This is a genomic window from Nonomuraea fuscirosea, assembly GCF_035917475.1.
GTDB lineage: Bacteria > Actinomycetota > Actinomycetes > Streptosporangiales > Streptosporangiaceae > Nonomuraea > Nonomuraea fuscirosea.
In genome coordinates this window covers 239,848-265,796 of the sequence record NZ_CP109074.1, presented here as the reverse complement: position 1 = coordinate 265,796, position 25,949 = coordinate 239,848, and the positions used below count along the sequence as shown (strand labels likewise).

Sequence of the window (25,949 nt, the reverse complement as noted above, 5' to 3'; positions counted from 1 at the left end):
CCATCTGGCACACCGGTCTCACCCCATGGACACCTTCCGTGTGCACGCCTGGTCAGAGCGCGTGCACACGTTCGGGTTTCACCCCGCTCTGGTCACACCTGGACGCCGACGCCTCCGGTGATGAGCTTCTCCAGCGCGGCCGGGTCGAACGCCTCGTTGCCCAGTAGTTGCCCGTCGAGGACCACGGTCGGCGTGCCCTCCAGCGGGATCTTCGCCGTCTCCGCCACGTGCACGTCCGCGTACGACTGTGACGTCACGCACGAGTCCACCGACGCGCCCGCCTTCCTCGCGGCGGCGGCCAGGTCGGCGACGGCGAACCCGGACGCCTGGCCGTGCGGCGCGGGCTGCATGGCGTACAACGCGTCCCTGAAGGCCAGCCAGTTCGCCTCGGGCACGCAGCGGGCGGCCGCGGCGGCGCGGATGGAGTTGGAGCGCATGGGCTCGTCACGGAAGATCGTCACGGTGTGGAAGACGACCTTAACCCTCCCCTCCCTGGCCAGCCGCTGAATCGTCGTGTCCACTTTGCCGTGCATGTCTTTGCAGACCGGGCAGTCGAAGTCCTCGTACACGTCCAGCACCGGGGCCATGCTCCCCAGGTCGGCCAGGACCATCGAGCCGTCCGCCTGCCTGCTCAGGGTCACGCCGTCGGACGACTCGCCCGGCTCGGAGAACGCCAGCACCCCGAGCACGGCGATCGCCAATCCCGCCACCGCGACCGCCAGCAACCGCTTCATCATCAGCCCACTCTCACGTCGTCGATCGCGCGAACCTTACCGGAAACGGAAACAACGCCCGTATAAGGCCCGCCCGCTGAACGCGGGCGGCGGCGCGGATCGTGAAAGCCGGCGGGGCCATACCTGTCCGGCCTCGGCGGGCGACGATCACACCCTGTTGTCACACACCCGTCCGGCCGTACGCTCGATCAACCCGACGCAGGTGAAGGACGGAAGGCATGGCCGGGCCACTCGAAGAGCGATTTCGCAGCGTGCGCGATCTGCTTCCGGAATATCGGGTGGAGACGGCCCGCGGCCGGATCGTGGTGAACGAGTCCGGAACGTGGCAGCACAACACGCTCGTCTTCCAGATGGTGTGCCGGCTGATCGGCCCGGCGGTCGAGCGGGGCTGGGAGATCTGGCCGAACATCACCGTCTATCTGGGCCAGAACGCCGACCGCTACGTGCCCGACCTGGCCGTGGTGCCCCGCCGCCCGCGCATGCGGATGGAACACGCGGTGTACGGCGACGCGACCGTGCTGCTCGTCGACATCGTCACCGCCGGCAGCGTCTACGAGGATTATCACGTCAAGCCGGGCGAATACGCGCGGGGCGGGGTGCCGCTTTATCTGCTGGTCGATCCGCTGGAGTGCACGGTGAAACTCTTCGGCCGGCCGGAGGGCGGGAAATACGGGACGGAAATCCTGGTGGCGGGCGCCGAACCGCTCATTCTTCCGGCGCCCTGGGAATTCGCCGTGGAGACGCGGGAACTGTGGTGAACCGATTCCCCGGGGCCCGCGGCCTCGGGGAACGCAGCACGGCTCCTGGAATCAGACGATCTTGTGGATCCAGTTGTGGGTGTCGGGGCGGGCGCCGTACTGGATGCCCACCAGCTCCTCCCGCACGCGCATGGTCACCGGGCCCGGCGTGCCGTCGGCGATGGTCCAGGAGCGGTCGGCGCCCTTGACCGTGCCGACCGGCGTGACCACGGCGGCGGTGCCGCACGCGAACACCTCCGTGAGCTCGCCCGACTCGCACGCGGCCTGCCACTCGTCCACGCTGATGAGCCGCTCCTCGGTCTCCAGCCCGAGGTCCCCGGCCAGCTCAAGGATCGAGTCCCTGGTGATGCCGGGCAGCAGGGTGCCGGTGAGCGAGGGGGTGACGAGCTTGCCGCCGAAGACGAAGAACAGGTTCATCCCGCCCATCTCCTCCACGTAGCGGTGCTCGTGGGCGTCCAGCCAGACCACCTGGTCGCAGCCGTTCTCCACCGCCTGCCGCTGCGCGACGAAGGCCGCGGCGTAGTTGCCGCCGCACTTGGCGAAGCCGGTGCCGCCGGGGGCGGCCCTGGTGTACTCGGTGGACAGCCAGACGGAGACGGGCTTGATGCCGCCGGTGAAGTACGAGGCCGCCGGCGAGGCGATGACCATGTACTTGTAGGTCTTCGACGGGTAGTTGACGCCCAGCCCCGCCTGGGTGGCGATCATGAAGGGGCGCAGGTAGAGGCTGTGCCCCTCGGTGGTGGGCACCCACTCCTTGTCGGTCTGGACGAGCAGCTCCAGCGAGTCGACGAAGGTCTCCTCGGGCAGTTCCGGCATGGCCATGCGCGCGGCGGAGCGGTTGAAGCGGGTGGCGTTCGCGTAGGGGCGGAAGGTCACGATCGACCCGTTGAGCTGGCGGTAGGCCTTGAGCCCCTCGAACAGCTCCTGCGCGTAGTGGAAGACCGCGGTGGCCGGGTCGAGCTGGAGCGGCCCGTACGGCAGCAGCCGGGCGTCGTGCCAGCCCTGGCCCTCGGTGTAGTCGATCGAGATCATGTGATCGGTGAAGGTCTGCCCGAAACCGGGGTCCGTCAGTACCTGCTCCCGCTCGGCCGCGGTGCGAGCGTGGTCGGATAGCTGCACGTCGAAGCTGAGCTTCTGAGCGATGGTCATGACGGCGGTCCTTCTCTCTGCGGTCTACCGAAAATCTACCGAAATCTAGCGGATGTACGGGATCTGCTTGCTGACTGCGGCCCCGCCGCGGTGAGCGGCCATGCCCGTAAGGGCAGTCCGTACTTCCTATTGTCTCGCCATATGGGATAGCAAGGGGCCAAAGGGATGATTAGTCCTTTTGACACTGAGCGCTGCACGCGTGGCCGCCGGAACCCGAACCCGCACACGAAAAAGCGCCCGGCAGTCCTCCTCGGACCGCCAGGCGCTTGATCGGGGCTAGGCGGTCCTAGCCGGATACTCGCGCGGTGATGTCGTCGCCGATCTCGTGCGTGGTGCGACCGGCCCAGCCGGCCAGGCGCTCGACGATGTCGTCGGCGACCGCCTGCTCGACCTTGGCCGCCTCGGCGCGCAGGCCGAGGTGGTCGAGGAGCATGGCGACGGACAGGATGGTCGCGGTGGGGTCGGCCTTGCCCTGGCCGGCGATGTCGGGCGCGCTGCCGTGCACCGGCTCGAACATGCTGGGCGCGGTCCGCTCCGGGTTGATGTTGCCACTGGCGGCCAGGCCGATGCCGCCGGCGATGGCCGCGCCGAGGTCGGTGATGATGTCGCCGAACAGGTTGTCGGTGACGATCACGTCGAAGCGCTCGGGCTGGGTGACGAAGAACATCGAGGCCGCGTCGATGTGGCTGTAGTCGGTGGTGACCTCGGGGTATTCCTCGGCCACCCGGTTGACCGTGCGCTGCCACAGGTCGCCGGCGTAGGACAGCACGTTCGTCTTGTGGACGAGCGTGAGCTTCTTGCGCGGCCGCGACTTGGCCTGCTCGAACGCGTAACGCACCACGCGCTCGACGCCGTGGGCGGTGTTGAGCGACTCCTGGGTGGCGATCTCGTGCGGCGTGCCCCGCCGCATGACCCCGCCGGTGCCGGCGTAGAGGCCCTCGGTGCCCTCGCGGACGACGATCATGTCGATGTCCTCGGTGGGCGTGTCGGCCAGCGGCGTCTCCACGCCGGGGAACAGCTTGACCGGGCGCAGGTTGACGTAGTGGTCGAAGGTGAACCGCAGGCGCAGCAGCAGGTCGCGCTCAAGGATGCCGGGCGGCACGCTGGGGTCGCCGATGGCGCCGAGCAGGATCGCGTCGAAGCCGCGCAGCTCCTCCAGCACCGAGTCGGGCAGCGTCTCGCCCGTGCGGTGGTAGCGTGCGGCCCCCAGGTCGTAGTGGGTGGGCTCGATCTTGGTGCCCACCGCCTCCAGGACCTTGAGTCCTTCGGCGACGACCTCGGTGCCGATGCCATCCCCGGGGATGACGGCCAAGCGGATGTTACGCGACTCCATGGGCGGTACCTTACCGGCTCGTCTCGTCTGACGAACACACCATCTCAACTTCCGGACGTCCGATTTTTGGGGGTTTACTACCTTTTGACCCATTCGCTAGAGTCCATCGGGCCTAATCCACGCAGCCGCTGCGTGGAGCCGGGGACCCATCTCTCCCCCAGGGGCGAATCGGCGCCCAGCGCGCCGTAGGGCTGTCTTCCAGGCCCGAGCCCGTCAGCTAACCCGGCCGGCCTCATGGAAGGACAGTGCTCTGTCTCGTATCGCCATCGTCCTGGCGGCGGCCGCCGCCGGACTATTCCTGGCCACCCCAGCAGCCCAGGCAGCAACCGACGACGACGACACCACCACCCTGACCGGCGCCGAGATCAAGCGCATCCAGGAGAAGCAGACCCCCGCTCCGCCCTGGAAGGTCGCGATCAGATACGCCATGGACAAGCGCGGCACCCCGTACGTATGGGGCGGCGCGAGCAGACAGGGATACGACTGCTCGGGGCTCATGCTCCGGGCCTACGAGGCGGCCGGGATCGAACTCCCGCGCACCGCCAGCGAACAGTACGGGGCGTTCTCCAGGAAGATCTCCTGGGACCACCTCAAGCCCGGCGACCTGGTCTTCTTCAGCGGCCTCGGCCACGTGGGCATGATCTCCAAACCCGGCTACATGGTGCACTCCCCCCACACGGGCGACGTGGTCAAGGAGGAGAAGCTCTCCGACTGGCGCAGGCAGGCGTTCGTCGGTGCGGTCCGGCCGGACCGCGCGGGCGTACGCCAGTGGAAGCACGTGCTCGAACAGCGTGAGGAGTCCGGCCCCGCCCCGCTCACCGCCTCCGTGTTGTGAGCCGGGGCTAGACGGCGGGTGGGCGGCGGCCGCGCGGGGCCGCCGCCCACCCGCACACCCCCCCGGCCCGCGGGATCAGCCGTCCAGCAGAGCCTGGGCACGCGGGGTGCGGACGTAGAGCACGGACCTGCCGACGCGGTGCTTGGTGACCAGGCCGGCCGACAGCAGCAGGGTGAGCTGCTCGGAGACGCTGGCGGAGGCCAGGCCGGTGCGGCGGGACAGGTCGGTGGTGGAGGCGGGGGCGTCGAGCTCGCCCAGCAGCAGCGCGCGGGAGCGGCCGACGACCGCGGCCAGCGCGCCGGGGGCGGGCGCGGCGCCGCGTTCCCACAGCGTGGCGATGGCGCGGACCGGGTAGGTGATGGCCACCTGGCCCGGGGAGTCGGTGCGGTAGAGGAATCCGGGCCAGACGAAGATGGACGGGGCCAGCAGCAGGCCCTCGCCGTTCAGCGTCCTGGACCACTCCGCCGGGCGGCGCTCCAGGTAGAGGGTGCGGCCTTCCCAGCGGATCGCCGGGTGCAGGTCCGCGAACACCCCGGCGGGGCCGAGTTCGGCCAGTCGCCGGGCCCGATGGAGCAGGTCGCCTTCGAGCAGGGTGCGCATACGCGGCCAGTGCGGCGCCATGGCCAGCCGCCAGTAGGTCTCGATGGCGTCCACCAGCCGGTCGAGGCCGGCGGCCGGATCCCGGTACAGCTCCATGGCACGCCCGGTCAACGAGCCGGGTGTCTCGTCCGCCATGCGGTCGAGGTCCGCGCGGATGATCTCGTGGGGGGTCGCACGCAGCATCGCCAGTTCGCCGGCCAGGTCAGGGAGCGGGCTGGTGGGGACGGGGCACAGGAAGTCGGGGATGTACGAGCCGCCGGGAACGAGGTCGAGCAACGGGGCCAGCTCGCCGCCGAGCCGGGCGCCCACCTGCTTGAACCACGGCAGATGCAGGACGCGCCCGGCGGGGGTGCGCAGGGCGTGGACGCCGGTGGAGACCTCCCTGAGCGGGGAGTACGCGAACCTGATCGAGGTCAGGTCATGGACGGAGAACGTCACGGTGAGCATGCCCGACTCCCCCCATGGATTCGGCTGCCGCCGAATCTATCGCGGAGACCCGTGCCCCGGCCACACCATGGGACACACGACGGGCTCGCCCCACCGCCCAAGTGATCGACCCAAGTGATCGAGCAGGAGAACTCACATGCGCAAGGTCGTGCTCTACCACCTCATGTCCCTCGACGGCATCGCGTACGAGGAGGGCGACTGGCTCGCCGACGACGGCCCCCAGCTGATCGCCTACCTCAACCGGGTCATCGCCACCCAGGACGACGTCCTGCTGGGACGCGGAACCTACGACTACTGGGCCGGCCACTGGCCCACCTCGGACTTCCAGCCGTTCGCCGGCTTCATCAACGCCACCCGCAAGCACGTGCTCACCTCCGGCACGCCCGCCCTGTCATGGGCCGGCTCCACCTTCGTCGCCACTCCCGCGCCCGAGTACGTCACCGCGCTCAAGCAGGAGACGGGCGGCGACATCGGCATCCACGGCAGCATCGACCTGACCCGGTCGCTGATGCGGGCCGGGCTCGTCGACGAGCTGCGGCTGGTCGTCGCGCCGGCGGTGGTGGGCCAGGGCAGGCGGGTGTTCGACGGCGAGGAGGTCCGGTCGTGGCAGCTGACCGAGGTCGAACGCGGCAAGAACGGCACCTTGTTCCTCGACTACAGCCGCTGAAGGTCCCGGGCCACAGCCGCCGGGATCGCCTCGCCCGCCGCCCGGCGGACGTAGCGTGAAGGCATGTCGCCGGAGAAGGTGCACCTGACGGAGGAGAAGGCCACTCTCCTCGCCACCCTGTACGGCAGGGCGCTGGACGCCCGGTCCCCGCACCCGATCCTCGGTGACGATCTGGCCGCCGAGACGGCCGGCCGGATCGACCACGACTTCGGCGGGGTGGGCATGAACGCGGGCAGCGCCGCCGCGGTCGCGCTCAGGGCGCGGTTCCTGGACAGGTGGGCCGCCGGGTTCCTCGACGCCCATCCCAAGGTCACCGTGCTGCACCTGGGCTGCGGGCTCGACACCCGCGTGCACCGGCTCGACCCGCCGGACTCCGTCCGCTGGTACGACGTGGACCATCCCGAGGTGGTCGAGCTGCGCCGGCGGCTGTTCCCCGAGCGCAGGGCCTACGCCACGGTCGGGACGTCGGTCACCGACCTGGCCTGGCTGGAGCGGATCCCCGCCGACGCCCCCGCGCTGGTCGTGGCCGAGGGCCTGCTCTACTACCTGGACCCGGACGGTGGCCGGGCGCTGCTGCGGGCGATCGTGGACCGGTTCCCCAGCGGTCTGTTCGTCTTCGACGCGCTGAGCCGGTTCGGGCTGCGGCTGCAGCGGTTCAACAAGCCCGTGCGGAAGGCCGGGGCCACGATGCACTGGGGCATCGACGGCCCCGCCGAGCTGCTGGCGATCCATCCGGGCCTGCGCTGCCTGTCGGCCGTGAGCGCGTTCGACATCGACGGGTTCGACCTGCTGTCGCCCGCGCACCGCGCCGTGGCCAGGATCGCCTCGCTGGTGCCGGGGATGCGGAGGACCGCGACGTTCTACCGGCTGGAGTTCTGAGGACTCCGCGTCCGGCCGGCCGGACGTGCGCGGGGCGCCCGCGTGCTACCGGCTGGAGTTCTGCGGGGCGCCGCCGTTGTCACGCCGGTCCAGCGCCATCTGCACGGCCTCGACCGCCTCGTCCTCGTGGTCGTCGGCACGGTTCCAGGCATACATCTCGTACATCTCACTCATCTCATTTCGCGGACGTCGTTCGACTGGGAAGCCGGACTCCGGTCGGGAATCCGACCGGGCCTGATCTCGTGGTCCGGGTCACGGACCGGACGAAGGGACTTATCGGCCGACGCACACGCCGCACACCGCGGCGAGTCGTCGACCTGCCCTAACAGGCCCCGCCGCGGCAGGTAATAAGTACGAGAACCTGGCGCATTACCGGTAAGAGTACCTGAGCATACTGCTCGGATGTCCTACTATCTCGCATCGTGAGACAAGAAAGGCCGTCCCGTGAAACGGAACGGCCTTCCCCACTGATCGGACGAGGCGGGTGTGTCAGTCCTCCAGGTCCACCGAGCGACCGCTCTCGGCGCCGATCTCGGCGCCGATCTGCTCGACGACCTCGGCCGGGATGGCCGAGTCGACGGTCAGCGCGATGAGCGCCTTGCCGCCCTTGACGTCACGGGCCACCTGCATCGAGGCGATGTTGATGCCGTGCTCGCCGAGGAGGCGGCCCACCACGCCGACGATGCCGGGGCGGTCGGCGTAGGTGAGGAAGCAGAGGTGAGCCGTCGGCTCGATCTCCATCTCGTAGCCGTTGACCTCGACGATCTTGGTGATCTGCCGGGGGCCGGACAGCGTGCCCGAGACCGAGACCGTGCGGCCGTCGGCCAGCACGCCGCGCACGGTCACCACGTTGCGCCAGTCGGGGCTCTCGGCGCTGGTCACCAGCTCGACGGCGATGCCGCGGTCCTTGGCCAGCAGCGGCGCGTTGACGTAGGTGACCTGCTCCTCGACCACGTCGGCGAAGACGCCCTTGAGCGCGGCCAGCTCGATCACCCGGACGTCCTGGGCGGCGATCTCGCCGCGCACCTCGACGTCGAGCTTGGTGGCGACCTCGCCCGCCAGCGCGGTGAAGACCCGGCCGAGCTTCTCGGCCAGCGGCAGGCCCGGCTTGACGTCCTCGGCCACGGCGCCGCCCTGGACGTTGACGGCGTCCGGCACGAACTCGCCCGCGAGCGCCAGCTTCACGCTGCGCGCGACCTGGGTGCCGGCCTTCTCCTGGGCCTCGTGGGTGGAGGCGCCCAGGTGCGGCGTGACGACGACCTGGTCCAGCTCGAACAGCGGGCTGTCGGTGCACGGCTCCTTGGCGAACACGTCCAGGCCGGCTCCCGCGACCCGGCCCTCCTTGATCGCCGAGTAGAGCGCGGCCTCGTCCACGATGCCGCCGCGGGCGACGTTGATGATGCGCACGTTCGGCTTGACCTTGTGCAGCGCCTCGTCGCCGATGATGCCCAGGGTCTCCTTGGTCTTCGGCAGGTGCACCGTGATGAAGTCGGCCTGCTTGAAGACCTCGTCGAGGCTCACCAGCTTCACGCCGAGCTGCGCGGCGCGGGCGGGCGGCAGGTAGGGGTCGTAGGCGATGATCTCGACGCCGAACGGCTGCAGCCGCTGCGCCACGAGCTGACCGATCTTGCCGAAGCCGAGGATGCCGACGACCTTCTCGTCCAGCTCGACACCGGTGTACTTGGACCGCTTCCACTCGCCGTTCTTCAGCGCGGAGTGCGCCTGGGCCGTGTTGCGGGCGCTGGCCAGGACGAGGGCGACGGTCTGCTCGGCGGCGCTGGTGATGTTGGAGGTCGGCGCGTTGACGACCATGACACCGGCCTTGGTCGCCGCCTCGACGTCGACGTTGTCGAGACCGACGCCGGCGCGGGCGACGACGCGCAGCTTGGGGGCCGCGGCGATGGCCTCGGCGTCGACCTGCGTGGCGGAGCGGACGATCAGTGCGTCCACGTCGGCGAGGGCGGGCAGGAACTGGGACCGGTCGGCGCCGTCGGTGTGGCGGACCTCGAAATCCGCACCGAGTACGGCGAGGCCAGCCTCGGACAGCTCCTCTGCGACCAGAACGACGGGCTTGTTCACAGGTGTGGATCCTTTTGGTCACGGCGGCTTGGGAGGGTTCACGTCCATGGATCCCCCCGGCGGTCCCACAGAGTCTAACCGCCGCTTGTGAACGCGTTCACGAGGGACCCACCATGTGAGACGGGGACCGGCGTACCCACCGCTCGGCAAACTCATCCACTCTGAATGCATCTTTGTCTTGATCGGGGGATTTATTGGCCATTAGCCTGATAAGCCGTGGCCGACTACCTATGGTTCGTCATATGAGCATCGGGAATCCTGCGCTTGCCGACGTGCTCGCCCAGCATGGCGCTCCGCATCGCCTGCTGGGCGCTCTTGCCGACGGTGGAGTCCTGGTGGCAGTGCGACCAGATCGTTCCGTCGTCCTGGGGACGACGCAGGCGGGTGACCGAGTGCTGCTCGGATACACCAGCGCCGCTACCTATGCCAGGCACCGCGGCAGCCATTCCCTCTCGGCGTGCGACGCCGACACCATCCTGGACATCCAGCGCGTCACCGGAGTGCGCGAGATCGTCATCGACGCGGCCGGACCAGCCGCCGCGGCCGTGCCCATCGACGACCTCCAGCGCTTCATCACCACGACGCGCACGGGACCGACGCCCGTCCTGTCGGGGGCCGTGCCGGCCGCCTACGCGACGGGCGCCATGGCCACCGTGTCGCGCGGTGCCGCGCTGGCCCAGGTGGCCCCGCCGACGCCGCACGCCCCCACGCTGCCCTGGGTGCCCGCGCCCCGGCCGCACCTGTCGGGGCCGATGCAGCAGGTGGACCCGGGATATCGGCGGTGCACGCATCCGATCCTGCCCGCGCTGCGGAAGGCGATCGGGTACCTGCTCATGGACTTCCCGCTGGTGCACCACGTCTGGATCTCGGAGGCCCGCACGGCGTCCGGGGCGCCGGGAATCATGCTGCACGTGAAGGTGCACATGTCGGCGGCCGAGGACGTCGTACGCGACCTGCACCGCCTGGTACGCGCCCGGCTGCCGCAGTTCGCCGCGTCCGGTGCGCCGATCCTCATGGCCAGGGTGGCCGACTCGCGCAGCGAGCAGCGGATGATCGAGATCGGCGCGCACGTGGTCTGCGCCAACGTGTCCGACTGAACGGGCTCGGGCCGAGCGGGTCGGACCGAACGGGCGGGTCCGCGAAAAGTGGGCCCTCCCGGACCGGCCCCCGCTCGGCTTCAATGAGGGAATGATCACACCGGCGGCCGGCACGGCCACCGTTCCGAAGGGCGTGCGCCTCGGTTACGGGGTGGGCTCCTTCTGCACCGCCACGGTCAACGCCGTGCCGGGCCTGCTGCTGCTGTTCTACATGACGAACTTCCTGGCCGTGCCCGCGTGGCTGGCCGGCGTGGTCGTCACCGCGCCCAAGGTCTGGGACCTGATCATCAACCCGCTGGTCGGGCGCTGGTCGGACCGGACCACCTCGCGCTGGGGGCCGCGCCGGCCCTGGCTGCTGGCCGGGGCGTGCACGCTGCCGATCGCGTTCTTCCTGGTCTTCGCCGGGCCGCCGCTGACCGGGGTGCCGGCCGCGCTCTACGTCGGGCTCTGCTTCCTGGCCACGGCGACCGCGTACGCGCTGTTCGAGGTGCCGTACAAGGCGATGCCGGGCGAGATGACGCACGACTACCACGAGCGCACGTCGCTGCTGCAGTGGCGGATGGTGTTCATCGGCGCGGCCACCGCGATCAGCGGCGTGCTGGCTCCGGCCATCGCCCACAGCGAGGGCGTGGACGGCACGCTGGGCAGCTACCGGCTGATGGCGCTGACGATCGCGATCGTGCTGTTCGCGGCCATGCTCGGCTCCTTCTTCGGCACCGCCCGCGCCCCCATGACCGGCGCCCCCGAAGGGGATCGGGGCACGTGGCGGGAGCAGTTCGCGGCGATCAAGGGCAACTCGGCGTTCGTGTGGCTGACCGTGCTGGCCTGCGTCCAGATGCTGGCGGTCAGCATGATGCTGGCGGCGGCGCCGTACTTCGCGACGTACACGCTGGGCTCCTCGGGGGCCACGCAGACGCTCTTCGCCGTGCTGGTCGGGCCGATCCTGCTGACCATGCCGCTGTGGGTGCGCGTGGCCAGGCGCCTCGACAAGCGCGGCGCGATGGTGGTGGCGGCGCTGCTGTTCGGGGCTGGAACGACGGCCGCCATGGCGACGCCGCTGTTCGGCCCGATCTGGGCGCACCTCACGATCCTGGTGGTGGGCGTCGGGTACGCGGGCGTGCAGCTCATGCAGTTCTCCATGCTCGCCGACGTGATCGCGGTGGACGCGGCCAGGACGGGCAGGCGGCGGGCCGGCGTGCTGACCGGGCTGTGGACGGCGATCGAAAGCGGGTTCAGCTCGTTCGGCGCGCTGATCTTCGGGGTGATCCTGTCGATCAGCGGCTTCGTCGAGTCCCAGCCGAGCAAACCGGTCGAGCAGCCGGACAGCGCGGTGACCGCGGTCCTCATCGGACAGACCACGGTCCCCGCGCTGATCATCTTCGCGTCGGTACTGATAACGCTGAAGTACCGCCTCACGCCACCCGGCGAGCCGGAGCCGGCCGCGTCCGAGTGAACGCCCCGGCGATCAGCGCCGCCAGCAGGGGCAGCCCCAGCACGAGCACGGCCAGGAAGGGCCACGGCATCGCCAGGCCGCCGGACACGCGCGCCGTCCGCAGGCCCTGCGTCATGGCCGTGGCGGTCACCAGGCCCGCCACCAGGCCCGTGACAGCGCCCAGTCCCGCGATGTAACCGGCCTGCGTCGCCACCACCAGCCTGCGGGTCAGGGGACGGCCGCCCACGGCCGACAGGATGTCGAGATCGCGGCGCATGTCGGCCGCGGCCAAGCCCGTGGCCGCGAAGGTGCCGCCGAGCACCAGGATCACGGCCGCGGCCAGCAGCGCTCCGAGCATGAGGGCGTACTGCTCGTCGCTGTCGTCGTCGATGACGACGACCGCCGCGCCGATCGCCAGCGCCTGCAGGTCCGGCTCCAGCTGATCCGGCACGGGCTGGGGCAGCGTGGCGTACAGCCTCCGCTCGGCGGTCTCGAACCCGGCCTTCTTCAGGGCCGACGCGGGGATCACGGCGCCGCCCTGGCCGGCCTGGGCGGCACCGGCCCGCACCGCCGGGATGCGGATCGGGACCCCGTCGGCGTCCTCCCCTCCCTGGACGGTCACGTCCAGGGCGCCGTCGCTGATCAGCCGGGGGTCGAACACCACGGCCCGGCCGGCCGCCAGCGCCGCCTCGGCCGACGGGTCCCGCCGCCCCTGGAGGAGGGCGAGCAGCCGGGCGTCGCCGGTGATCGGGAGGTCGAACGGCGATCCGTAGTAGGGGGAGGAGGTCCCATCCGCCGGTGACCGCAGGAAGGTCGCCAGCTCCCGCCCCTGGTCGTCCACCGCCGCGAGCCCGGGGACGAAGGTCGCCGCGGGCAACCGCTCACGCATAGTGTCGCGCACCTCCGACCAGACCTGATCGTCGGCGCTCTGACCGTAGACGATCAGGGTGCCCTCGGGCGCCGCGAGCCTGGACTCCCTGCGGCGCTCGGCGTACGTCGTGTGGTACGCGATGCCGACCGTGACCGCACCCATCGTGGCCGCCATGACGGCCGCCACCGCCGAGGCCGTGCGGGCGCGATGGCGGGCGCCGTCCCGGATCGACAGCCGCGCCGGCAGCGGCATGCGGGCGGCGAGCCGTCCGGTACGGGCCACGAGCCACGGCGTCAGCGCGATCAGCCCGAAGAGCGTCACCGTGGCCGAGGCCACCACGCCGAGGTCGTTCCTCGACGCGACGGTGAACATCATGGCCACCCCCAGCAGCACCAGCACGAGCCCGAGCACCGGAACGCCCACACGCTCACGCGCCTTCGCCGCGCGCCCGGCGAGCACCTGGGCCGGGCTCTGCCGCGCCGCCCCGGCCGCCGGGGCCACCGCCGCCACCAGAGCGCTGACCAGGCCGAGCGCGGCGACGCCGAGCACCTGCCACCACGGGATGTCCGGCGGCCCGCTGGTCCAGTCCATGTATCTGGCCGCGACCGCCTCGGCGATCGCGCCCGCGCCGACGCCCAGTGCGGCGCCGATCAGGGCCGCGGCGCCGCCCAGGAGCAGGCCGTCGGCCAGCACGATCGTGCGCAGGTGACGCGGCGAGCCACCCTGCGCGGCGATGGTGGCCAGCTCCCTGCCGCGCCGGCGCAGCCCGACGGCGAACGCGGGCCCGGCCAGCAGCACCGTCTGCGTGACGACGAGCAGCACGGCGATGGCCGTCCACAACCGCTGGTCAGGGCGGCTGGAACCCGCGTCGAAGGCGTCCGTGCGCGGGCTCTCGACGACGGCTCGGGAGGCCACGCGCACTCCCGCCCGGTTCAGCCGTTTCACGTCCTGCCAGGTGACGGGGGCCGGGGTGTCGGCCAGCCAGCCGGGGCCGCGCCAGGTTCCCTCGGGCGGCCGTACGGAGTCGTACAGGGCGACGACCTCGCTGATGCCCGGGCGGTTCGGGTGCTCGACGACGCCCACGACGCGCTTCGGCTCGCCACTCCTGGTCACCTGGAGCGTGCTCCCGACGGTGACGCCCGCGTCGAGCAGCGCGGGCGTGACGGCGATCTCCTGCGGCGTCGCGGGGTGGCGGCCGCGCACGAGCGGCCTGACGCCGGTGCCGAGCGGGTCGCGCAGGTCGATCTCCAGCAGGTCCACCCGGCCGAAGCCGGCCGGCAGGCGGGCCTCGGTCGTGTACTGGTGGAAGGGCAACAGCCGGCCGCCGGTCAGCGCGGTGACCTCGGCGGTGGTCCAGCCAGGTGGTCGTGCTCCCGTCTGCGGCTGGTCGCCGAACCTGCCGGCCGGATCCTGGGTGATGTGTGTCCTGCGCAGGTGCGCGTACACGGCCGCGTCGGCGACCGAGCCCAGCCGGGAGGGCAGCTTGTCGCGCGCGGACAGGTCCGTCGTCTGCGACAGCGTGAGCAGCCCGGTGATGAGCAGGACCGGCAGGCCGATCATGACCATGATCAGCGCGCTGCGGCCCTTGGCGCGGGCGGCGTCCCTGCGGGAGATGCGCAGTGCGGCGCGGAACGCGCTCACCTGGCGCTCTCCAGCCGTACCGCGTTCGCCTCGGCGATGCGGCCGTCGCGCAGGTAGATCACCCGGTCCGCCCAGGCGGCGTAGCGGGGCTCGTGGGTGACGAGCAGCACCGCCGCGCCCGCGTCGGCGCGCGTGCGCAGCAACTGCAGGATCTCATCGCCCGTGGCCGTGTCCAGCGCGCCGGTCGGCTCGTCGGCCAGCAGCAGCCGGCGCTCGCCCGTCAGCGCCCTGGCGATGGCCACGCGCTGGCGCTGCCCGCCGGACAGCTCCTCGGGGAAGCGGCCGGCGACCTCCTCCGCGCCCACCTCGGCCAGCGCCTCCAACGCCTCGGCGCGGGCGCGGCCCGATCTGACGCCGTCGAGCTCCCTGGGCAGCATCACGTTCTCGGCGGCCGTCAGCGACGGGATCAGGTTGAGGTCCTGGAAGACGTAACCGACGCTGGTACGCCGGATCGCGGCCAGGTCCTTCACCTTCGCCAGGTCCCTGCCCTCGATCGTCACGCCGCCCGAGGTCGGCCGGTCGAGGCCGCCCGCCAGGTTGAGCAGCGTGGACTTGCCCGAGCCCGACGGGCCCATGACCGCGACCAGCTCACCGGCCGCGACCTCCAGGCTCACCCCGCGCAGGGCTTGCACCCTGCCATGCTCGCGGGTCACCTCCCGCAACTCCACCACAGTCATCGGTTCTTCTCCTTGGACACGGCCTCGCAGTGGTCCAGCCAGCGCTGTTCCGCCTCGGCCTTGAAGATCAACGAGTCGAGCACGAGCCGCTGCGCGAGCCCATCGGCCTCGCGTTTGTCCTTCGTGAGCTGCTGCAACGCGCGCATGGTGGCCACGCGCTGGGTCTGGACGACCTCGGCGACGTCGACGCCGGCGGACACCGCCATCGCGATCTTGATGGCCAGCTCGTCCCTCGGCCGGTCGGTCTGGGCGACGGGGGTGCCGAACCAGTGCTCCAGCTCCTCCCGGCCGGCCTCGGTGATCGTGTAGACCGCGCGGCCCTGGTCGTCCTCGCCGCCGGGTGCGACCAGCCCGTCACGCTCCAGGCGGGCGAGCGTCGTGTAGACCTGGCCGATGTTGAGCGGCCAGGCCGCCCCTGTGGACGCCTCGAACTCCACCCGCAGCTGATAGCCGTAGCGGGCTCCGCCGTGCAGCAGCGCCAGCAGTCCGTGTCTGATCGACATGGATACTGAGTATGCATACGGAGTATGTCCATCGCAAGTGATCCGCGTATTCTGGACACGAAGCGAGGTTCAGGCCGATACTCGCTACATGAGCTCCACGCATCCGCCTTTTCGCGCCTCAGATGGAGAGCGTGACCGTGCGATCGACGAGCTCAGAGACCGCGCCGTGGAGGGCCGCATCTCCCACGACACCTTCGTGGGCCGGGTCGACCAGGCGTTGCGCGCGCAGAACCAGCGCGAGCTCGACGAACTGGTGGCCGACCTGCCGCGGCGGCCCACGTTCCGGCAGCGGCTGACCGACGCCGTCTCCTCGGTGTCGGAGTTCACCACCCGGGTGCAGTCCGCGTGGCGGCGTCCGCGCCTGCCGCGCCTGGCCCTGCCCGACGACGATCGGCTGCGTTACGTGGTGGGCCGGGGGTCGGCCTGCGATCTCGTCCTGTCGGACCTGACGGTCTCCCGCGTCCACGCCGAGCTGCGCCGGGAAGGCGACGGGGCGTGGCTGCTGGTCGATCTCGGCTCGCTCAACGGCACCCGGCTCAACGGGTGGCGGCTGATGGGGCCGGCGCGGGTGAAGTCGGGCGATGAGATCTCGTTCGGCGACTGCGGGTTCATGGTGACCTCACACCAGCCGTCCTGATCTTGCCAGTTGGTGCCACAAATACGGATATTTGCGGATTACAGGGTGACTGTGGTGATCCATGCTTCCAGGCGATCCCCCAGTCACTTGGAGACCCCATGCGGCGCACCTCAGCATCCCTCGTCGCGGGCGCGCTCGTCGCGGCCCTCGCGTGGGCGTCAGGACCTTCCTCCCCCGCCGTGGCGCTCGACCCCTCCGTGGGCGCGGCGGACCTGACCCAGGACATCAACCAGATCCTCAGCGACTCGCGGCTCACCATCGCCAGAGCCGGCGTCGTGGTCAAGAGCGCTCAGACCGGCGAGGAGCTGTACGCCACCGACGCCGGCAAGCAGCTGATCCCCGCCTCCAACACCAAGCTGTTCACCTCGGCGGCGGCGGTCGAGACCCTCGGCCTCGACTACCGCTTCCCCACCACCGTGCTGAACACCGGCCGCAAGGCGGGCTCGGTGCTGGCCGGCGACCTGGTGCTGCGGGGCACCGGCGACCCGACCATGCTGGCCGAGGACTACGACGCGCTGGCCGCCGACGTCGCCAAGGCCGGCATCAAGGTCGTCACCGGCAAGCTGGTGGCCGACGACACCTGGTTCGACGACCGGCGGCTCGGCAACGACTGGGCCTGGGACGACGAGACCGCGTACTACGCGGCGCCGATCTCGGCGCTGACCGCCTCGCCCGACCGCGACTACGACGCCGGCTCGGTGATCGTGGGGGTGGCAGCCGAGAACGGCAAGGTCAAGGTGACCACCACGCCCGCGACCGACTACCTGAAGATCGTGAACAAGGCCACGGCCGGCGCCGAGACCGACGTGCTCATCGAGCGGCAGCACGGCACGCGCACGGTGGTCATCACCGGCACGGTCGCCGACCCGTACCAGGAGTGGGTGGCCGTGGACGACCCCACCGCGTACGCGGCCTCGCTGTTCCGCAAGGCGCTGGGCAAGCATGGCGTGAAGGTGCTCGGCTCGACCGAGACCGCCGCGGCTCCGGCGAACGCCAATAAGCTGGCCGAGCACCAGTCGATGACGCTGGGCGAGCTGCTGGTGCCGTTCCTGAAGCTGAGCAACAACATCCACGCGGAGATCCTCACCAAGGCCATGGGCCGCAAGGTGTCCGGCCAGGGCACGTGGTCGGCCGGGCTCAAGGTCAGCACCGACTTCGCCAAGGCGAACGGCGTGCAGGTGATCAACATGCGGGACGGCTCGGGGCTGTCGCGCCGCGACGGCTTCTCGCCGGGCTCGATCGTGCAGCTCCTGTCGGCCGTACGCGCCAAGCCGTGGTTCTCCACCTGGTACGAGGCCCTGCCCATCGCCGGCAACGCCGACCGGTTCACCGGCGGCACCCTGCGCAGCCGGATGGGCGGCACGCCGGCGGCGGACAACGTACACGCCAAGACCGGCTCGCTGACCGGTGTCACCTCGCTGTCCGGCTACGTCACCAGCGCCGACGGCGAACCGCTGATCTTCTCGATCATGCTCAACCAGTACCTGTCCGGCTCCCCGAAGGACATCGAGGACAAGATCGCCGTCAGGCTCGCCCAGTTCTCCAGGACGGCGGCCGCGGGCGAGACCGCGCAGCTGCGCGCCACGGACGCGGGCCCGGCGGGCGACCTGGAGTGCTCGTGGCTCAAGCCGGTCCAGTGCTGAGGTGAGACAGCGATGAGCGACTGGGCGCTTCAGCCGGGCTGAAGCGCCCAGTCCATTGATCAGCCGGCTTCGAGCACGAAGAACAGGAAGCTGAGGAACCGCGTGCGGGAGGGGTCGATCTCGCGGAACTCCTCGGGGAACAGCTCACGGGCCTCCGGCACGAACGGCGGCTCGCTGATGACGCTGATGCGGAAGCCGGCCGCGGTGAAGGCCTCGGTCATCGCATGCAGCGGCCGGTCCCAGAAGCTCATCCGCGCGTTCTGCCCGCCCATGGTCCACTCTTCGACCCGGTTGCGGACCTCGAAGTACTTCGGCCGCTTCTCCCCCGCCATGGCGGCGAAGAGAGTGAACACGAAGGGATGGTCGACCGAGACGAGCAGCCGGCCGCCCGGCTTCAGCACGCGTCGCAGCTCGGCCAGCGCCGGTCCCCAGTCCTTCAGATAGTGCAGCACCAGGGACGCGGTGACGTCGTCGAACGTGTCGTCGGGGAAGGGCAGCGGGGCGGCCAGGTCGGCGACCCGCAGGTCCGCGTCCGGGCCCAGCCGCTTCCTGGCCAGCTCCAGCATCCCGGCGCTCGCGTCGATCCCGGTCACGACGGCGCCCCGATCGCGTAGCTCGGCGAACAGCGGACCCGAGCCGCAGCCCGCGTCGAGGATCCGCCGGCCGGCCACGTCACCGGCCAGCTCCAGCATCGCCGGGCGCTCGTAGTACGCGTTGACGAGGCTGTTCGCGTTCTCGGTCGAGTACCCCTCGGCAATGGTGTCGTAGTCGTTGAGCGGGCCGGGGTTCGCGGTCTCGATCTGATCTTCGGGCGTCGTAGGCATGCGGGCCATTCTGGACCAACAGCCCGATCATCGAGCGCTCACGGCCCAAGCCGATCCTGCGCGGCCGGCCCACGTGAGTTCACGGCCCCGACGCGCGGAGGTCCGCTCTGGTTTACCGACTTCCATCAGGGGCGTATTACGATTCGGCTACCTGGAACTCCAGGTATGGCGCGGAATTTCCGTACAAAGCCGACTTGAGGGGACCAGAATGCGGTTCGACGCAGTGTCGAGCCCCCGACCGGAGGACTGAAATGCGCAGACAGCTCCAGGCGATCGCCTGCCTCGGAAGTCTGGCGGCATTGAGCATCCCCTCGCCGGCCGCGGCCTCCAGCGACCGGAACACCCAGCAGATCGCCCGGCAGGACACGCAGCAGGCGTGCCGGGTGCTCGCGCTCAAGCCGTTCGTCTCCAAGGGCAGGGTGCGCGGCACCGTCGCCCGGACGGGCTGCGCCGACCAGGCCCGGCTGCGGGTGCGCATCAAGGTCTCGGCGGCGGGTCCCGACCGGGTCGTCAAGAGCGGCTCCAAGGTCATCGGCAACGGCCGGATCACCGCCAACGTCCGGTGCGGCAGCACGCCGCGCCGCTACTACATGGTCGCGCTCGACTCCCAGGGCCGGACGAACACCTCCCGCGCGCCGGCGCTGGCGTGCGGGCGCGCGGCCTCCAACTCCCGCTCCAGCGGCTTCGCCTCCGCCGCCGAGACGGCCGTCGTCACGCTCACCAACCAGGCCAGGGCCAGGAACGGCTGCCGTCCCCTCACCCATGACGCCAAGCTGCACCGCGCCGCCGAGCGGCACTCGGCGGACATGGCGCGCAACAACTACTTCTCGCACGAGTCGCGCGACGGCCGCACGTTCGACCGGCGGATCAAGGCCGAGGGCTTCGCCTTCCGCCTGGCCGGCGAGAACATCGCCAAGGGCCAGCCGAGCGCCGCCACCGTGGTCAGGGCCTGGCTCGACAGCCCGGGACACCGGGCCAACATCATGAACTGCTCCTTCACCCACATCGGCGTCGGACACGCCGGCCAGGGCCCCACCTGGACGCAGGACTTCGCCGCCCGTTAGGGCATCTCTCCCTGGACCAAGGGAGCGTCGGGCTCACACCGGCCACACCCGAGCCGGTTCCCCACCGCACGCCCACGCGCTCCCCTTCCGGGCGGACCCGGCCGCGCCTCCCCCCCGCACACAGGACCGCGGCCGGGTCCGCACACCCAGCCACCCGCACACCCGGCCACCCGCACGCCCGTCCATGCGCGGGCCGCCGCACGCCGCCCGCGCCGTCCATGCGCCGGCTACTCGGGCGGCCGGTCCGAGAAGCGGGCCAGGACGAGCGCCTCGACGACGCCGACGACCGCGTACGCCAGGATGGACACCCCCGTGACCACCACGATGTCCGCCCACACCTCGTCGTAACGGAACCCGCCGATCGCGCGCAGGATCTCGGCCCCGATGCCCTGCCCGGTGGCCAGCCACTCGGCGATGAGCGCGCCGATGATCGAGGCGGGCACGCAGATCCGGGCCGAGGCGAACACCGAGGGCATCGCGGTCGGCACCGCCACCTTGCGCAGCACGGTCAGCCGGGTGCCGCCGTACGCCATGATCAGGTCGGTGGCCTGCGGCGAGGCCGATCTCAGCCCGAAGGCGACGTTCACCAGTGCGGGGAAGAAGACCACGATGCCGCCGATGACGGCGACGCCCACGAGGTCGCGGCCGAAGATCAGCGTGATCAGCGGCGTCATGACGACGAGCGGCACCGAGCGCAGCAGCATCGCGACCGGCATGAACGTCTGCTCGACGGTCCTGAACAGCACGAACGTGACGGCGACAACGGTCGCGGCGATCATCCCCGAGGCGAAGCCGACGGCGGCGTCCCTGACCGTGATGCCCAGCGCGCCGAACACGGCCTCGCGGTGGGCCGCCGACGACGTCAGGTACTCCCAGACCTGCGGCGGGCGCTTGCCCACCAGCGGGCTGATCCCGAACGCCTCCAGAGCCAGCCACCAGGCCGCCACGACGATGACGACAGAGGGCGCGAGCGGCCCCACGATCCGCAGCACGATCCGGCCGATCACCGCGACTCCCCTCTCGACCAGGGGGTGACCACGCGGGCGACGAGCGCCACGAGCGCGTAGCCGAGCCCCGCGATCAGGCCGGCCACGAGCGCCAGCCCCCAGGTGCGCGGCACCTGGAACTGCTGCTGGGAGATCATCAGCGACACGCCGAGCCCCTGGTCGTTGCTGCCCAGGTACTCGCCGATGATGGCGCCGAGCAGCGCGGACGGCGCGGAGATCTTCAGCCCGGCGAACGTGCCGGGCAAGGCGGAGATGATCTGTACGTAACGCAGCCGCGCCAGGCGTCCGCCGCCGTACACGGTGACGAGGTCGAGGCTCGCCCGGTCGGCGGAGCGCAGGCCGAGCAGGGCGCCGATGAGGGTGGTGAAGAAGACGGAGATGGCCGCGAGGAACACCACGGTCGCCTCGCCGCCGAAGACCACCAGCACGATCGGCCCGATGGCCAGCAGCGGAACGCAGTAGCTGATCACCGCGAGCTGCGTGGCGACGGCCTCCAGCCTGGGGACGAGCAGCACCAGCAGCGCCACCCCGATGGCCAGGCCGTTGCCCCACAGGAAGCCCTGGACGGCCGCGGTCAGGGTGGCGGAGGCGTTCGGGCCGTAGAAGGACCAGCCGTCGCGGCCCATGGACGCGAGCACCGCGGCGGGGGTGGGCACCGCGCCGCCCTCGGCGAACACCGTCGCCGCCAGCAGCCACCAGAGCGCGACGAGGGCGACGACCCCGATCAGTCCCTGGACCCGTCTCATGCGCCGTGCCCGAACAGCAGGTCGCTGAGGTGGTCGTGGATGGCGTGGAACTCGGGCGTACGCATCATCTCCGGCGTACGCGGGCGCGGCAGGTCGATCTCCACCATCTCGATCACCCGCCCCGGCCGCGCGCTCATGACGGCCACCACGTCCGACAGGAAGATCGCCTCGCCGATGCCGTGGGTGACCATAAGGGTGGTGGCCGGCTTCTCGGTCCAGATGCGCAGCAGCTCCAGGTTGAGCCGCTGGCGGGTCATGTCGTCCAGGGCGCCGAACGGCTCGTCCAGCAGCAGCACGCTGGGCCTGACCACGAGGGCGCGGGCGATCGAGACCCGCTGGCGCATGCCGCCGGACAGCTCGGCGGGCCGGGCCTTCTCGAAGCCGTCGAGGCCGACCAGCTTGATCAGGTCCTCGATCACTCCGGGCTCCGGCCTGATCCCCGCCACCTCCAGCGGCAGCCGGATGTTGGCCGCGACGCTGCGCCAGGCGAGCAGCGCCGAGTCCTGGAAGGCGATGCCGAGGTGGTGGCTTCTGCGCAGCTCCTGGGGCGTCTCGCCGTTCACCGAGACCTCGCCCGCGGTGGGCTCCTCCAGGCCGGCCAGGATGCGCAGCACGGTGGACTTGCCACAGCCGGACGGGCCGAGCAGCGACAGGAACGAGCCCTTCGGCGTGCGCAGGTCCACACCCTCGACGGCGGTCACGCCCTTGCCGAAGGTCTTGCTCAGCCCGGCGACGCTGATGCCGCTCATGCCGGCTTCAGGCTCGGGTCGGCCTGGTAGATCTCGTTCAGGATCGACAGGTCGAACAGCTGCTCGGCCTTGATGTTCAGGCCCGCCTTGGCCAGCGACTCGATGTTCTGCCCGATCAGCTCGGGCGTCATCGTGAACAGGCCGTTGGCCTTGGCGTCGGGGGTGACGACGAGCTCGTTCTGCATCTTCGCCTCCTCCGTCTGCTCCTTGACGTCGAGGTTCTGGTCCTTGCCGTAGACGGTGGCGGCCAGCTCGGCGGACTTGGCCGGGTCGGCGACGGCGTCCTTCCAGCCCTTGATCTCGGCGGTGAGGAACGCCTTGAGCTTGTCGCGCTCGTTGTCGATGGTCTCCTGCGTGACCGTGAACGTCTCGGCGACCAGCGGCAGCCCGGCGTCGGCGAGCAGCAGGTACGCCGGGTCGTGCCCCTGCATGCGCAGGTTGACCGGGCCGCTGGTGACGAAGCCCACGTACCCGTCGAGCTGCCCTGAGGTGAGCATCGACGGGTCGGACTGGAACGGCACCCTGGTCACGCTGGAGGCGTCGAGGCCGTTGGCCTTGAGCAGCGCGTTCCAGACCAGCTCGTTGGAGTCCTGCACGCCGATCTTCTTGCCGGCCAGGTCCTTGGCCTCCTTGATCGGGTTCTTGTTCAGGGAGACGATGGCGAACGGGTTCTTCTGGAACGTCGCGCCGACGATCTTCAGCTGGGCGCCCTGGAGCACGGCGGGGGCGGTGATGGTGGGGGCCGACAGGCCCGCCCAGCAGCGGCCGGTGGCCAGGCCCGACTCGACCGAGGTGCCGGAGCCGCCGCCGGACAGCAGCTCGACCTGGGTGAATCCGGCGTTCTTGAAGTGGCCGTTGGTGTCGGCGAAGTACTCGCCGGCGAACTCGACGTTCTTCTTCCAGGAGAGCTGCAGCTTGACCGCCCCGAAGCCGCCGCCGCTCGCGGAGCCCGTCGTGCCGCCGTCGTCGCCGCAGGCGGCCAGACCGAGCGCCAGACCGGCCAGACCGGTTGTCCGCAGGAACGCGCGACGGTCGAGGATAGCCATAATTCTCCTTGAACGGCCTAGACGTGCAGGTCAGGAAGGTATCTCTCGATTATTACCATCGTGTGACGGTCATTTCGGACAACGGGGCGATCCGAGGGCGGGAGACGGAGAAGCCGGGAAAAGCGCTGGCGAGCCCTGTAGGTCCCTACGAGAGGGCGGCGTCAGGACCGTAGATCCCTCCAGCGGCCCAGGGGCTCGGGTAGCGTCGGGCCTTGAGATGAGACTCGACGGAATCCCCCTTTGGGACGGTACCGAATACCGGGGCCCGGTCGATCTGGCCTGGGAGCCCGACCGGATCACGGACCTCAGCCCGGCGGCGCAGCGCCACGACGACCTGTGCGTGCTGCCCGGCCTGGTCGACACGCACGTCCACCTGGTCGGTTACGCCGGCGCCGGCGAGCCGCCCGACTTCGCGACCTGGCCGCTCACCACCACCCGCGACGAGCAGGTGCTGCACGGCGCCGCCCACGCCCAGCGGGCCATGCGGCACGGCGTGACGACGCTGCGCGACCTGGCCGGCGACGAGGCCCAGATCGCGCTGCGCCGGGCCTTCGACGCCGGGATCCTCGCGGGGCCGCGCATCCAGGTGCACGGCGTGGTGGGGATGACCGCCGGGCACAACGACCTGTTCGTGCCGCCCGCCGTGCCGCTGCCGCTGCGCAAGCCGACCGCCGACGGGCCCGACGAGTGCCGCAAGCTCGTCCGCACCTGGGCCAGGGCCGGCATGGACGGCATCAAGCTCACCACCAGCGGCGGCGTCCTGTCGATCGGCGACAGGAACGTCTGGCGCAACTACACGCGCGACGAGATCAGGGCCGTCGTGGACGAGGCCCACGCCCTCGGCATGCGGGTCGCCTCCCACGCCCACTCCGAGGACGGCATCCGGGTGGCCGCCGAGGAGGGCGTCGACTCCATCGAGCACGGCACGCTCATGAGCCGCGACCTGGCCGAGACGCTGGCCGCCCGGCGCACTCCCGTGGCCCCCACGCTGCTCATCAACGAGGCCATCGCCGAGGGCCGGGTGCCGGTCACCCGCGAGGCGATGGACAAGGCCGCCGAGCTGGTCGCCACCCGCAACGTGCTGCTGGCCCAGGCCGCGGCGCTGGGCGTGCGGTTCGTGCTCGGCACCGACGCCAACGGCCACCACGTGCGGTTCGGCGACCAGCTCGCCGAGGTCGTCCACATGACGCGCGTCCTCGGCCTGGACGCCGATTCGGCGCTGCGCGCGGCCACCTCCGACGCCGCCGACGCGATCGGCATGCCGGTCGGCCGCCTGGCGCCCGGCCTGGGCGCCGACCTGATCGTGCTGCGCGGCCGCCCCTGGGAGCGGATCGAGGACCTGGCCACGGAGAACATCGTGGCCGTGGTCTCACGTGGCCGGCTCGTCGCGGGCCGGCTGCCCTGAGCGCAGCGCCAGATACAGGTCCGTACGGTCGCGCATCGACGTCATCCGCCGGCCGGTCAGCTCCTCGATCCGCTGCATCCGGTAGCGCAGGGTGTTGACGTGCACGTACAGCTCGTCGGCGGTGCGCTGCCAGGATCCGCACGTCTCCAGGAAGATGTCCAGCGTGCGCAGCAGCTCGGAGCCGTGCCGGGCGTCGTACTCCTCGACCGGCCCGAGCAGGTGGTCGCGGAAGGAACGGCGGGTGGCGGCGGGCAGCGAGGCCAGCAGCAGGTCGAAGCTGTCGATGTCGGCCAGCGACATGATCGACACGGGGCCCGGCCCGGTCCTGGCCGACTCCATGCCGCGCCTGGCCGTCTCCAGCGCCTCGCCGAGCTGTGACACGCTGGCCGCCATCTCGCTGATCCCGGCGGCGATGCTCGTCCCCTGCCGCCCGGCGACCAGGCCGCGCAGCTCGTCGGCCAGGCTCTTGCGCGAGGCGCGGCCGTTGACCAGCACGACCGCCTCGTGCGGGGTGCCGCCCACGACCAGATGCCGGCCTTTCCTGGCCAGGCCCTCGTGCAGCAGCTCGGGCAGGTCGAGATCGGGACCGCCGGTCAGGGTGACCGCCATGGCGGCGGTGGGCAGCCCGGGGTCGGCCCCGAGCAGCCTCAGGTGCGCCGACACCTCGCCCGGCGGAATCCGGCCGAGCACGTCGAGCAGCGTCTGCGCCCTGACCCGTTCGGCCCTGCGCTGCTCGGCGGCGAACCCTTCCGCGGTCACCACCTCGGTGATCGCGCCGAACGCCTGGTCGGGCGCGGCCAGGAGGAGCGGCAGCCGCCGGCGTTCGCACGCCTTGACCAGCTCGCCCGGCAGCTCGCCGAGCACGATCAGGCCGACGACCAGGCCCGCCGCGTCGCTGGCCCACAGCGCGTCGGCGAAGCGTTCGCAGTCGGACGGCTCGGCGTACCAGACGCCGCTGGTGAGCACGAGATCGCCGGAGCGCAGGTAGCGGCGGGGGTCGGGCAGGTCCGTCGGGTACGCCCTGCGGATCTCCCGGTCGAGCGGGCCGGCCTCGGTCACCAACGTCAGCCGCAGGTCCTCGCGTGCGAGCAGATCCTCCAGCCTCATGAAATCTGATGTTATGCCA

24 protein-coding genes and 1 riboswitch are annotated in these 25,949 nt (G+C 70.9%); of the genes, 10 read left to right on the top strand and 14 right to left on the bottom strand.

Annotated elements, in window-relative coordinates; all coding sequences use genetic code 11:
• Window positions 1–92: 92 nt before the first annotated feature.
• Window positions 93–737 carry a DsbA family protein gene (locus OIE67_RS01170; RefSeq protein ID WP_326635794.1) on the bottom strand — a complete coding sequence of 215 codons (645 nt, stop codon included), beginning with the start codon at window positions 735–737 and terminating at the stop codon, window positions 93–95.
• 248 nt (window positions 738–985) lie between these two features.
• On the opposite strand from OIE67_RS01170, the gene OIE67_RS01165 reads away from it, so the two are divergent.
• Window positions 986–1,492, top strand: a complete 507-nt coding sequence (locus OIE67_RS01165; protein WP_326635792.1) for a Uma2 family endonuclease — start codon at window positions 986–988, stop codon at window positions 1,490–1,492.
• A 51-nt stretch (window positions 1,493–1,543) separates the two neighbouring features.
• On the opposite strand, the gene OIE67_RS01160 is transcribed toward OIE67_RS01165, so the two are convergent.
• Both OIE67_RS01160 and OIE67_RS01155 read right to left on the bottom strand, forming a co-directional pair.
• The gene (locus tag OIE67_RS01160; RefSeq protein ID WP_326635789.1) at window positions 1,544–2,641 is read right to left on the bottom strand and encodes a branched-chain amino acid aminotransferase; all 1,098 of its coding nucleotides are present in this window, start codon (window positions 2,639–2,641) and stop codon (window positions 1,544–1,546) included.
• Window positions 2,642–2,927: 286 nt separating this feature from the next.
• On the bottom strand, window positions 2,928–3,974 hold the full coding sequence (locus OIE67_RS01155; protein WP_106249313.1) for a 3-isopropylmalate dehydrogenase: 1,047 nt from the start codon (window positions 3,972–3,974) through the stop codon (window positions 2,928–2,930).
• Between the two features lie 99 nt (window positions 3,975–4,073).
• Window positions 4,074–4,221, top strand: a riboswitch (cyclic di-AMP (ydaO/yuaA leader).
• Window positions 4,222–4,401: 180 nt separating this feature from the next.
• On the opposite strand from OIE67_RS01155, the gene OIE67_RS01150 reads away from it, so the two are divergent.
• Entirely contained in the window at window positions 4,402–4,809 is a 408-nt protein-coding gene (locus tag OIE67_RS01150; protein ID WP_326635786.1) for a C40 family peptidase, read from the top strand.
• 75 nt (window positions 4,810–4,884) lie between these two features.
• Here OIE67_RS01150 and OIE67_RS01145 read toward each other — a convergent pair whose 3' ends face one another.
• Entirely contained in the window at window positions 4,885–5,856 is a 972-nt protein-coding gene (locus OIE67_RS01145; RefSeq protein WP_326635784.1) for an ArsR/SmtB family transcription factor, read from the bottom strand.
• 136 nt (window positions 5,857–5,992) lie between these two features.
• Here OIE67_RS01145 and OIE67_RS01140 point away from each other — a divergent pair, with 136 nt between their 5' ends.
• Together OIE67_RS01140 and OIE67_RS01135 are read left to right on the top strand one after the other, a co-directional pair.
• Window positions 5,993–6,523 carry a dihydrofolate reductase family protein gene (locus OIE67_RS01140; RefSeq protein ID WP_326635782.1) on the top strand — a complete coding sequence of 177 codons (531 nt, stop codon included), beginning with the start codon at window positions 5,993–5,995 and terminating at the stop codon, window positions 6,521–6,523.
• Window positions 6,524–6,586: 63 nt separating this feature from the next.
• Complete coding sequence (locus tag OIE67_RS01135; protein WP_326635780.1) at window positions 6,587–7,402, top strand: class I SAM-dependent methyltransferase; 816 nt, start codon at window positions 6,587–6,589, stop codon at window positions 7,400–7,402.
• 489 nt (window positions 7,403–7,891) lie between these two features.
• On the opposite strand, the gene serA is transcribed toward OIE67_RS01135, so the two are convergent.
• Window positions 7,892–9,481 (bottom strand): phosphoglycerate dehydrogenase, encoded by a 1,590-nt coding sequence (gene serA / locus OIE67_RS01130; protein WP_326635778.1) that lies wholly within the window; start codon window positions 9,479–9,481, stop codon window positions 7,892–7,894.
• A gap of 242 nt (window positions 9,482–9,723) precedes the next feature.
• Here serA and OIE67_RS01125 point away from each other — a divergent pair, with 242 nt between their 5' ends.
• Entirely contained in the window at window positions 9,724–10,578 is an 855-nt protein-coding gene (locus OIE67_RS01125; RefSeq protein ID WP_106249324.1) for a hypothetical protein, read from the top strand.
• Between the two features lie 91 nt (window positions 10,579–10,669).
• The gene (locus tag OIE67_RS01120; RefSeq protein WP_326635774.1) at window positions 10,670–12,031 is read left to right on the top strand and encodes an MFS transporter; all 1,362 of its coding nucleotides are present in this window, start codon (window positions 10,670–10,672) and stop codon (window positions 12,029–12,031) included.
• Here the strand turns inward: OIE67_RS01120 and OIE67_RS01115 are convergent.
• The 3 genes from OIE67_RS01115 to OIE67_RS01105 are packed head-to-tail and all read right to left on the bottom strand — an operon-like array spanning window position 11,991 to window position 15,702.
• A complete protein-coding gene (locus OIE67_RS01115; RefSeq protein ID WP_326635772.1) occupies window positions 11,991–14,522 on the bottom strand; it encodes an FtsX-like permease family protein in 2,532 nt (843 codons plus the stop codon). The genes OIE67_RS01120 and OIE67_RS01115 overlap by 41 nt on opposite strands.
• The gene (locus OIE67_RS01110; protein WP_326635770.1) at window positions 14,519–15,199 is read right to left on the bottom strand and encodes an ABC transporter ATP-binding protein; all 681 of its coding nucleotides are present in this window, start codon (window positions 15,197–15,199) and stop codon (window positions 14,519–14,521) included. Before OIE67_RS01110 ends, OIE67_RS01115 begins: the two co-directional genes overlap by 4 nt.
• Complete coding sequence (locus tag OIE67_RS01105) at window positions 15,196–15,702, bottom strand: PadR family transcriptional regulator (protein WP_326635768.1); 507 nt, start codon at window positions 15,700–15,702, stop codon at window positions 15,196–15,198. The genes OIE67_RS01110 and OIE67_RS01105 overlap by 4 nt, the downstream gene beginning before the upstream one ends.
• Before the next feature lie 88 nt (window positions 15,703–15,790).
• Here OIE67_RS01105 and OIE67_RS01100 point away from each other — a divergent pair, with 88 nt between their 5' ends.
• The gene (locus tag OIE67_RS01100; RefSeq protein ID WP_106249333.1) at window positions 15,791–16,339 is read left to right on the top strand and encodes a DUF1707 and FHA domain-containing protein; all 549 of its coding nucleotides are present in this window, start codon (window positions 15,791–15,793) and stop codon (window positions 16,337–16,339) included.
• A 98-nt stretch (window positions 16,340–16,437) separates the two neighbouring features.
• Complete coding sequence (gene dacB / locus OIE67_RS01095; RefSeq protein WP_326635765.1) at window positions 16,438–17,982, top strand: D-alanyl-D-alanine carboxypeptidase/D-alanyl-D-alanine endopeptidase; 1,545 nt, start codon at window positions 16,438–16,440, stop codon at window positions 17,980–17,982.
• A gap of 59 nt (window positions 17,983–18,041) precedes the next feature.
• Here dacB and OIE67_RS01090 read toward each other — a convergent pair whose 3' ends face one another.
• The gene (locus tag OIE67_RS01090; protein WP_326635763.1) at window positions 18,042–18,815 is read right to left on the bottom strand and encodes a class I SAM-dependent methyltransferase; all 774 of its coding nucleotides are present in this window, start codon (window positions 18,813–18,815) and stop codon (window positions 18,042–18,044) included.
• A gap of 242 nt (window positions 18,816–19,057) precedes the next feature.
• Between OIE67_RS01090 and OIE67_RS01085 the strand changes: the two genes are divergently transcribed.
• Window positions 19,058–19,870, top strand: a complete 813-nt coding sequence (locus OIE67_RS01085) for a CAP domain-containing protein (RefSeq protein ID WP_326635761.1) — start codon at window positions 19,058–19,060, stop codon at window positions 19,868–19,870.
• Between the two features lie 227 nt (window positions 19,871–20,097).
• Here the strand turns inward: OIE67_RS01085 and OIE67_RS01080 are convergent, their stop codons facing one another.
• Genes OIE67_RS01080 through OIE67_RS01065 form a run of 4 tightly spaced genes read right to left on the bottom strand, consistent with a single transcriptional unit; the run spans window position 20,098 to window position 23,418 of the window.
• Window positions 20,098–20,877, bottom strand: coding sequence for an ABC transporter permease (locus tag OIE67_RS01080; RefSeq protein WP_326635759.1), 780 nt, complete (start codon window positions 20,875–20,877; stop codon window positions 20,098–20,100).
• Entirely contained in the window at window positions 20,874–21,623 is a 750-nt protein-coding gene (locus OIE67_RS01075) for an ABC transporter permease (protein ID WP_326635757.1), read from the bottom strand. The genes OIE67_RS01080 and OIE67_RS01075 overlap by 4 nt, the downstream gene beginning before the upstream one ends.
• Window positions 21,620–22,372, bottom strand: coding sequence for an ABC transporter ATP-binding protein (locus OIE67_RS01070; RefSeq protein WP_106249344.1), 753 nt, complete (start codon window positions 22,370–22,372; stop codon window positions 21,620–21,622). The genes OIE67_RS01075 and OIE67_RS01070 overlap by 4 nt, the downstream gene beginning before the upstream one ends.
• Window positions 22,369–23,418 (bottom strand): ABC transporter substrate-binding protein, encoded by a 1,050-nt coding sequence (locus OIE67_RS01065; protein ID WP_106249346.1) that lies wholly within the window; start codon window positions 23,416–23,418, stop codon window positions 22,369–22,371. The genes OIE67_RS01070 and OIE67_RS01065 overlap by 4 nt, the downstream gene beginning before the upstream one ends.
• A 217-nt stretch (window positions 23,419–23,635) precedes the next feature.
• Between OIE67_RS01065 and OIE67_RS01060 the strand changes: the two genes are divergently transcribed.
• Window positions 23,636–24,823 (top strand): amidohydrolase family protein, encoded by a 1,188-nt coding sequence (locus OIE67_RS01060; RefSeq protein ID WP_326635751.1) that lies wholly within the window; start codon window positions 23,636–23,638, stop codon window positions 24,821–24,823.
• Here the strand turns inward: OIE67_RS01060 and OIE67_RS01055 are convergent.
• A complete protein-coding gene (locus tag OIE67_RS01055; protein ID WP_326635749.1) occupies window positions 24,788–25,930 on the bottom strand; it encodes a PucR family transcriptional regulator in 1,143 nt (380 codons plus the stop codon). The two genes, OIE67_RS01060 and OIE67_RS01055, sit on opposite strands and share 36 nt — an antisense overlap.
• Window positions 25,931–25,949 lie beyond the last annotated feature (19 nt).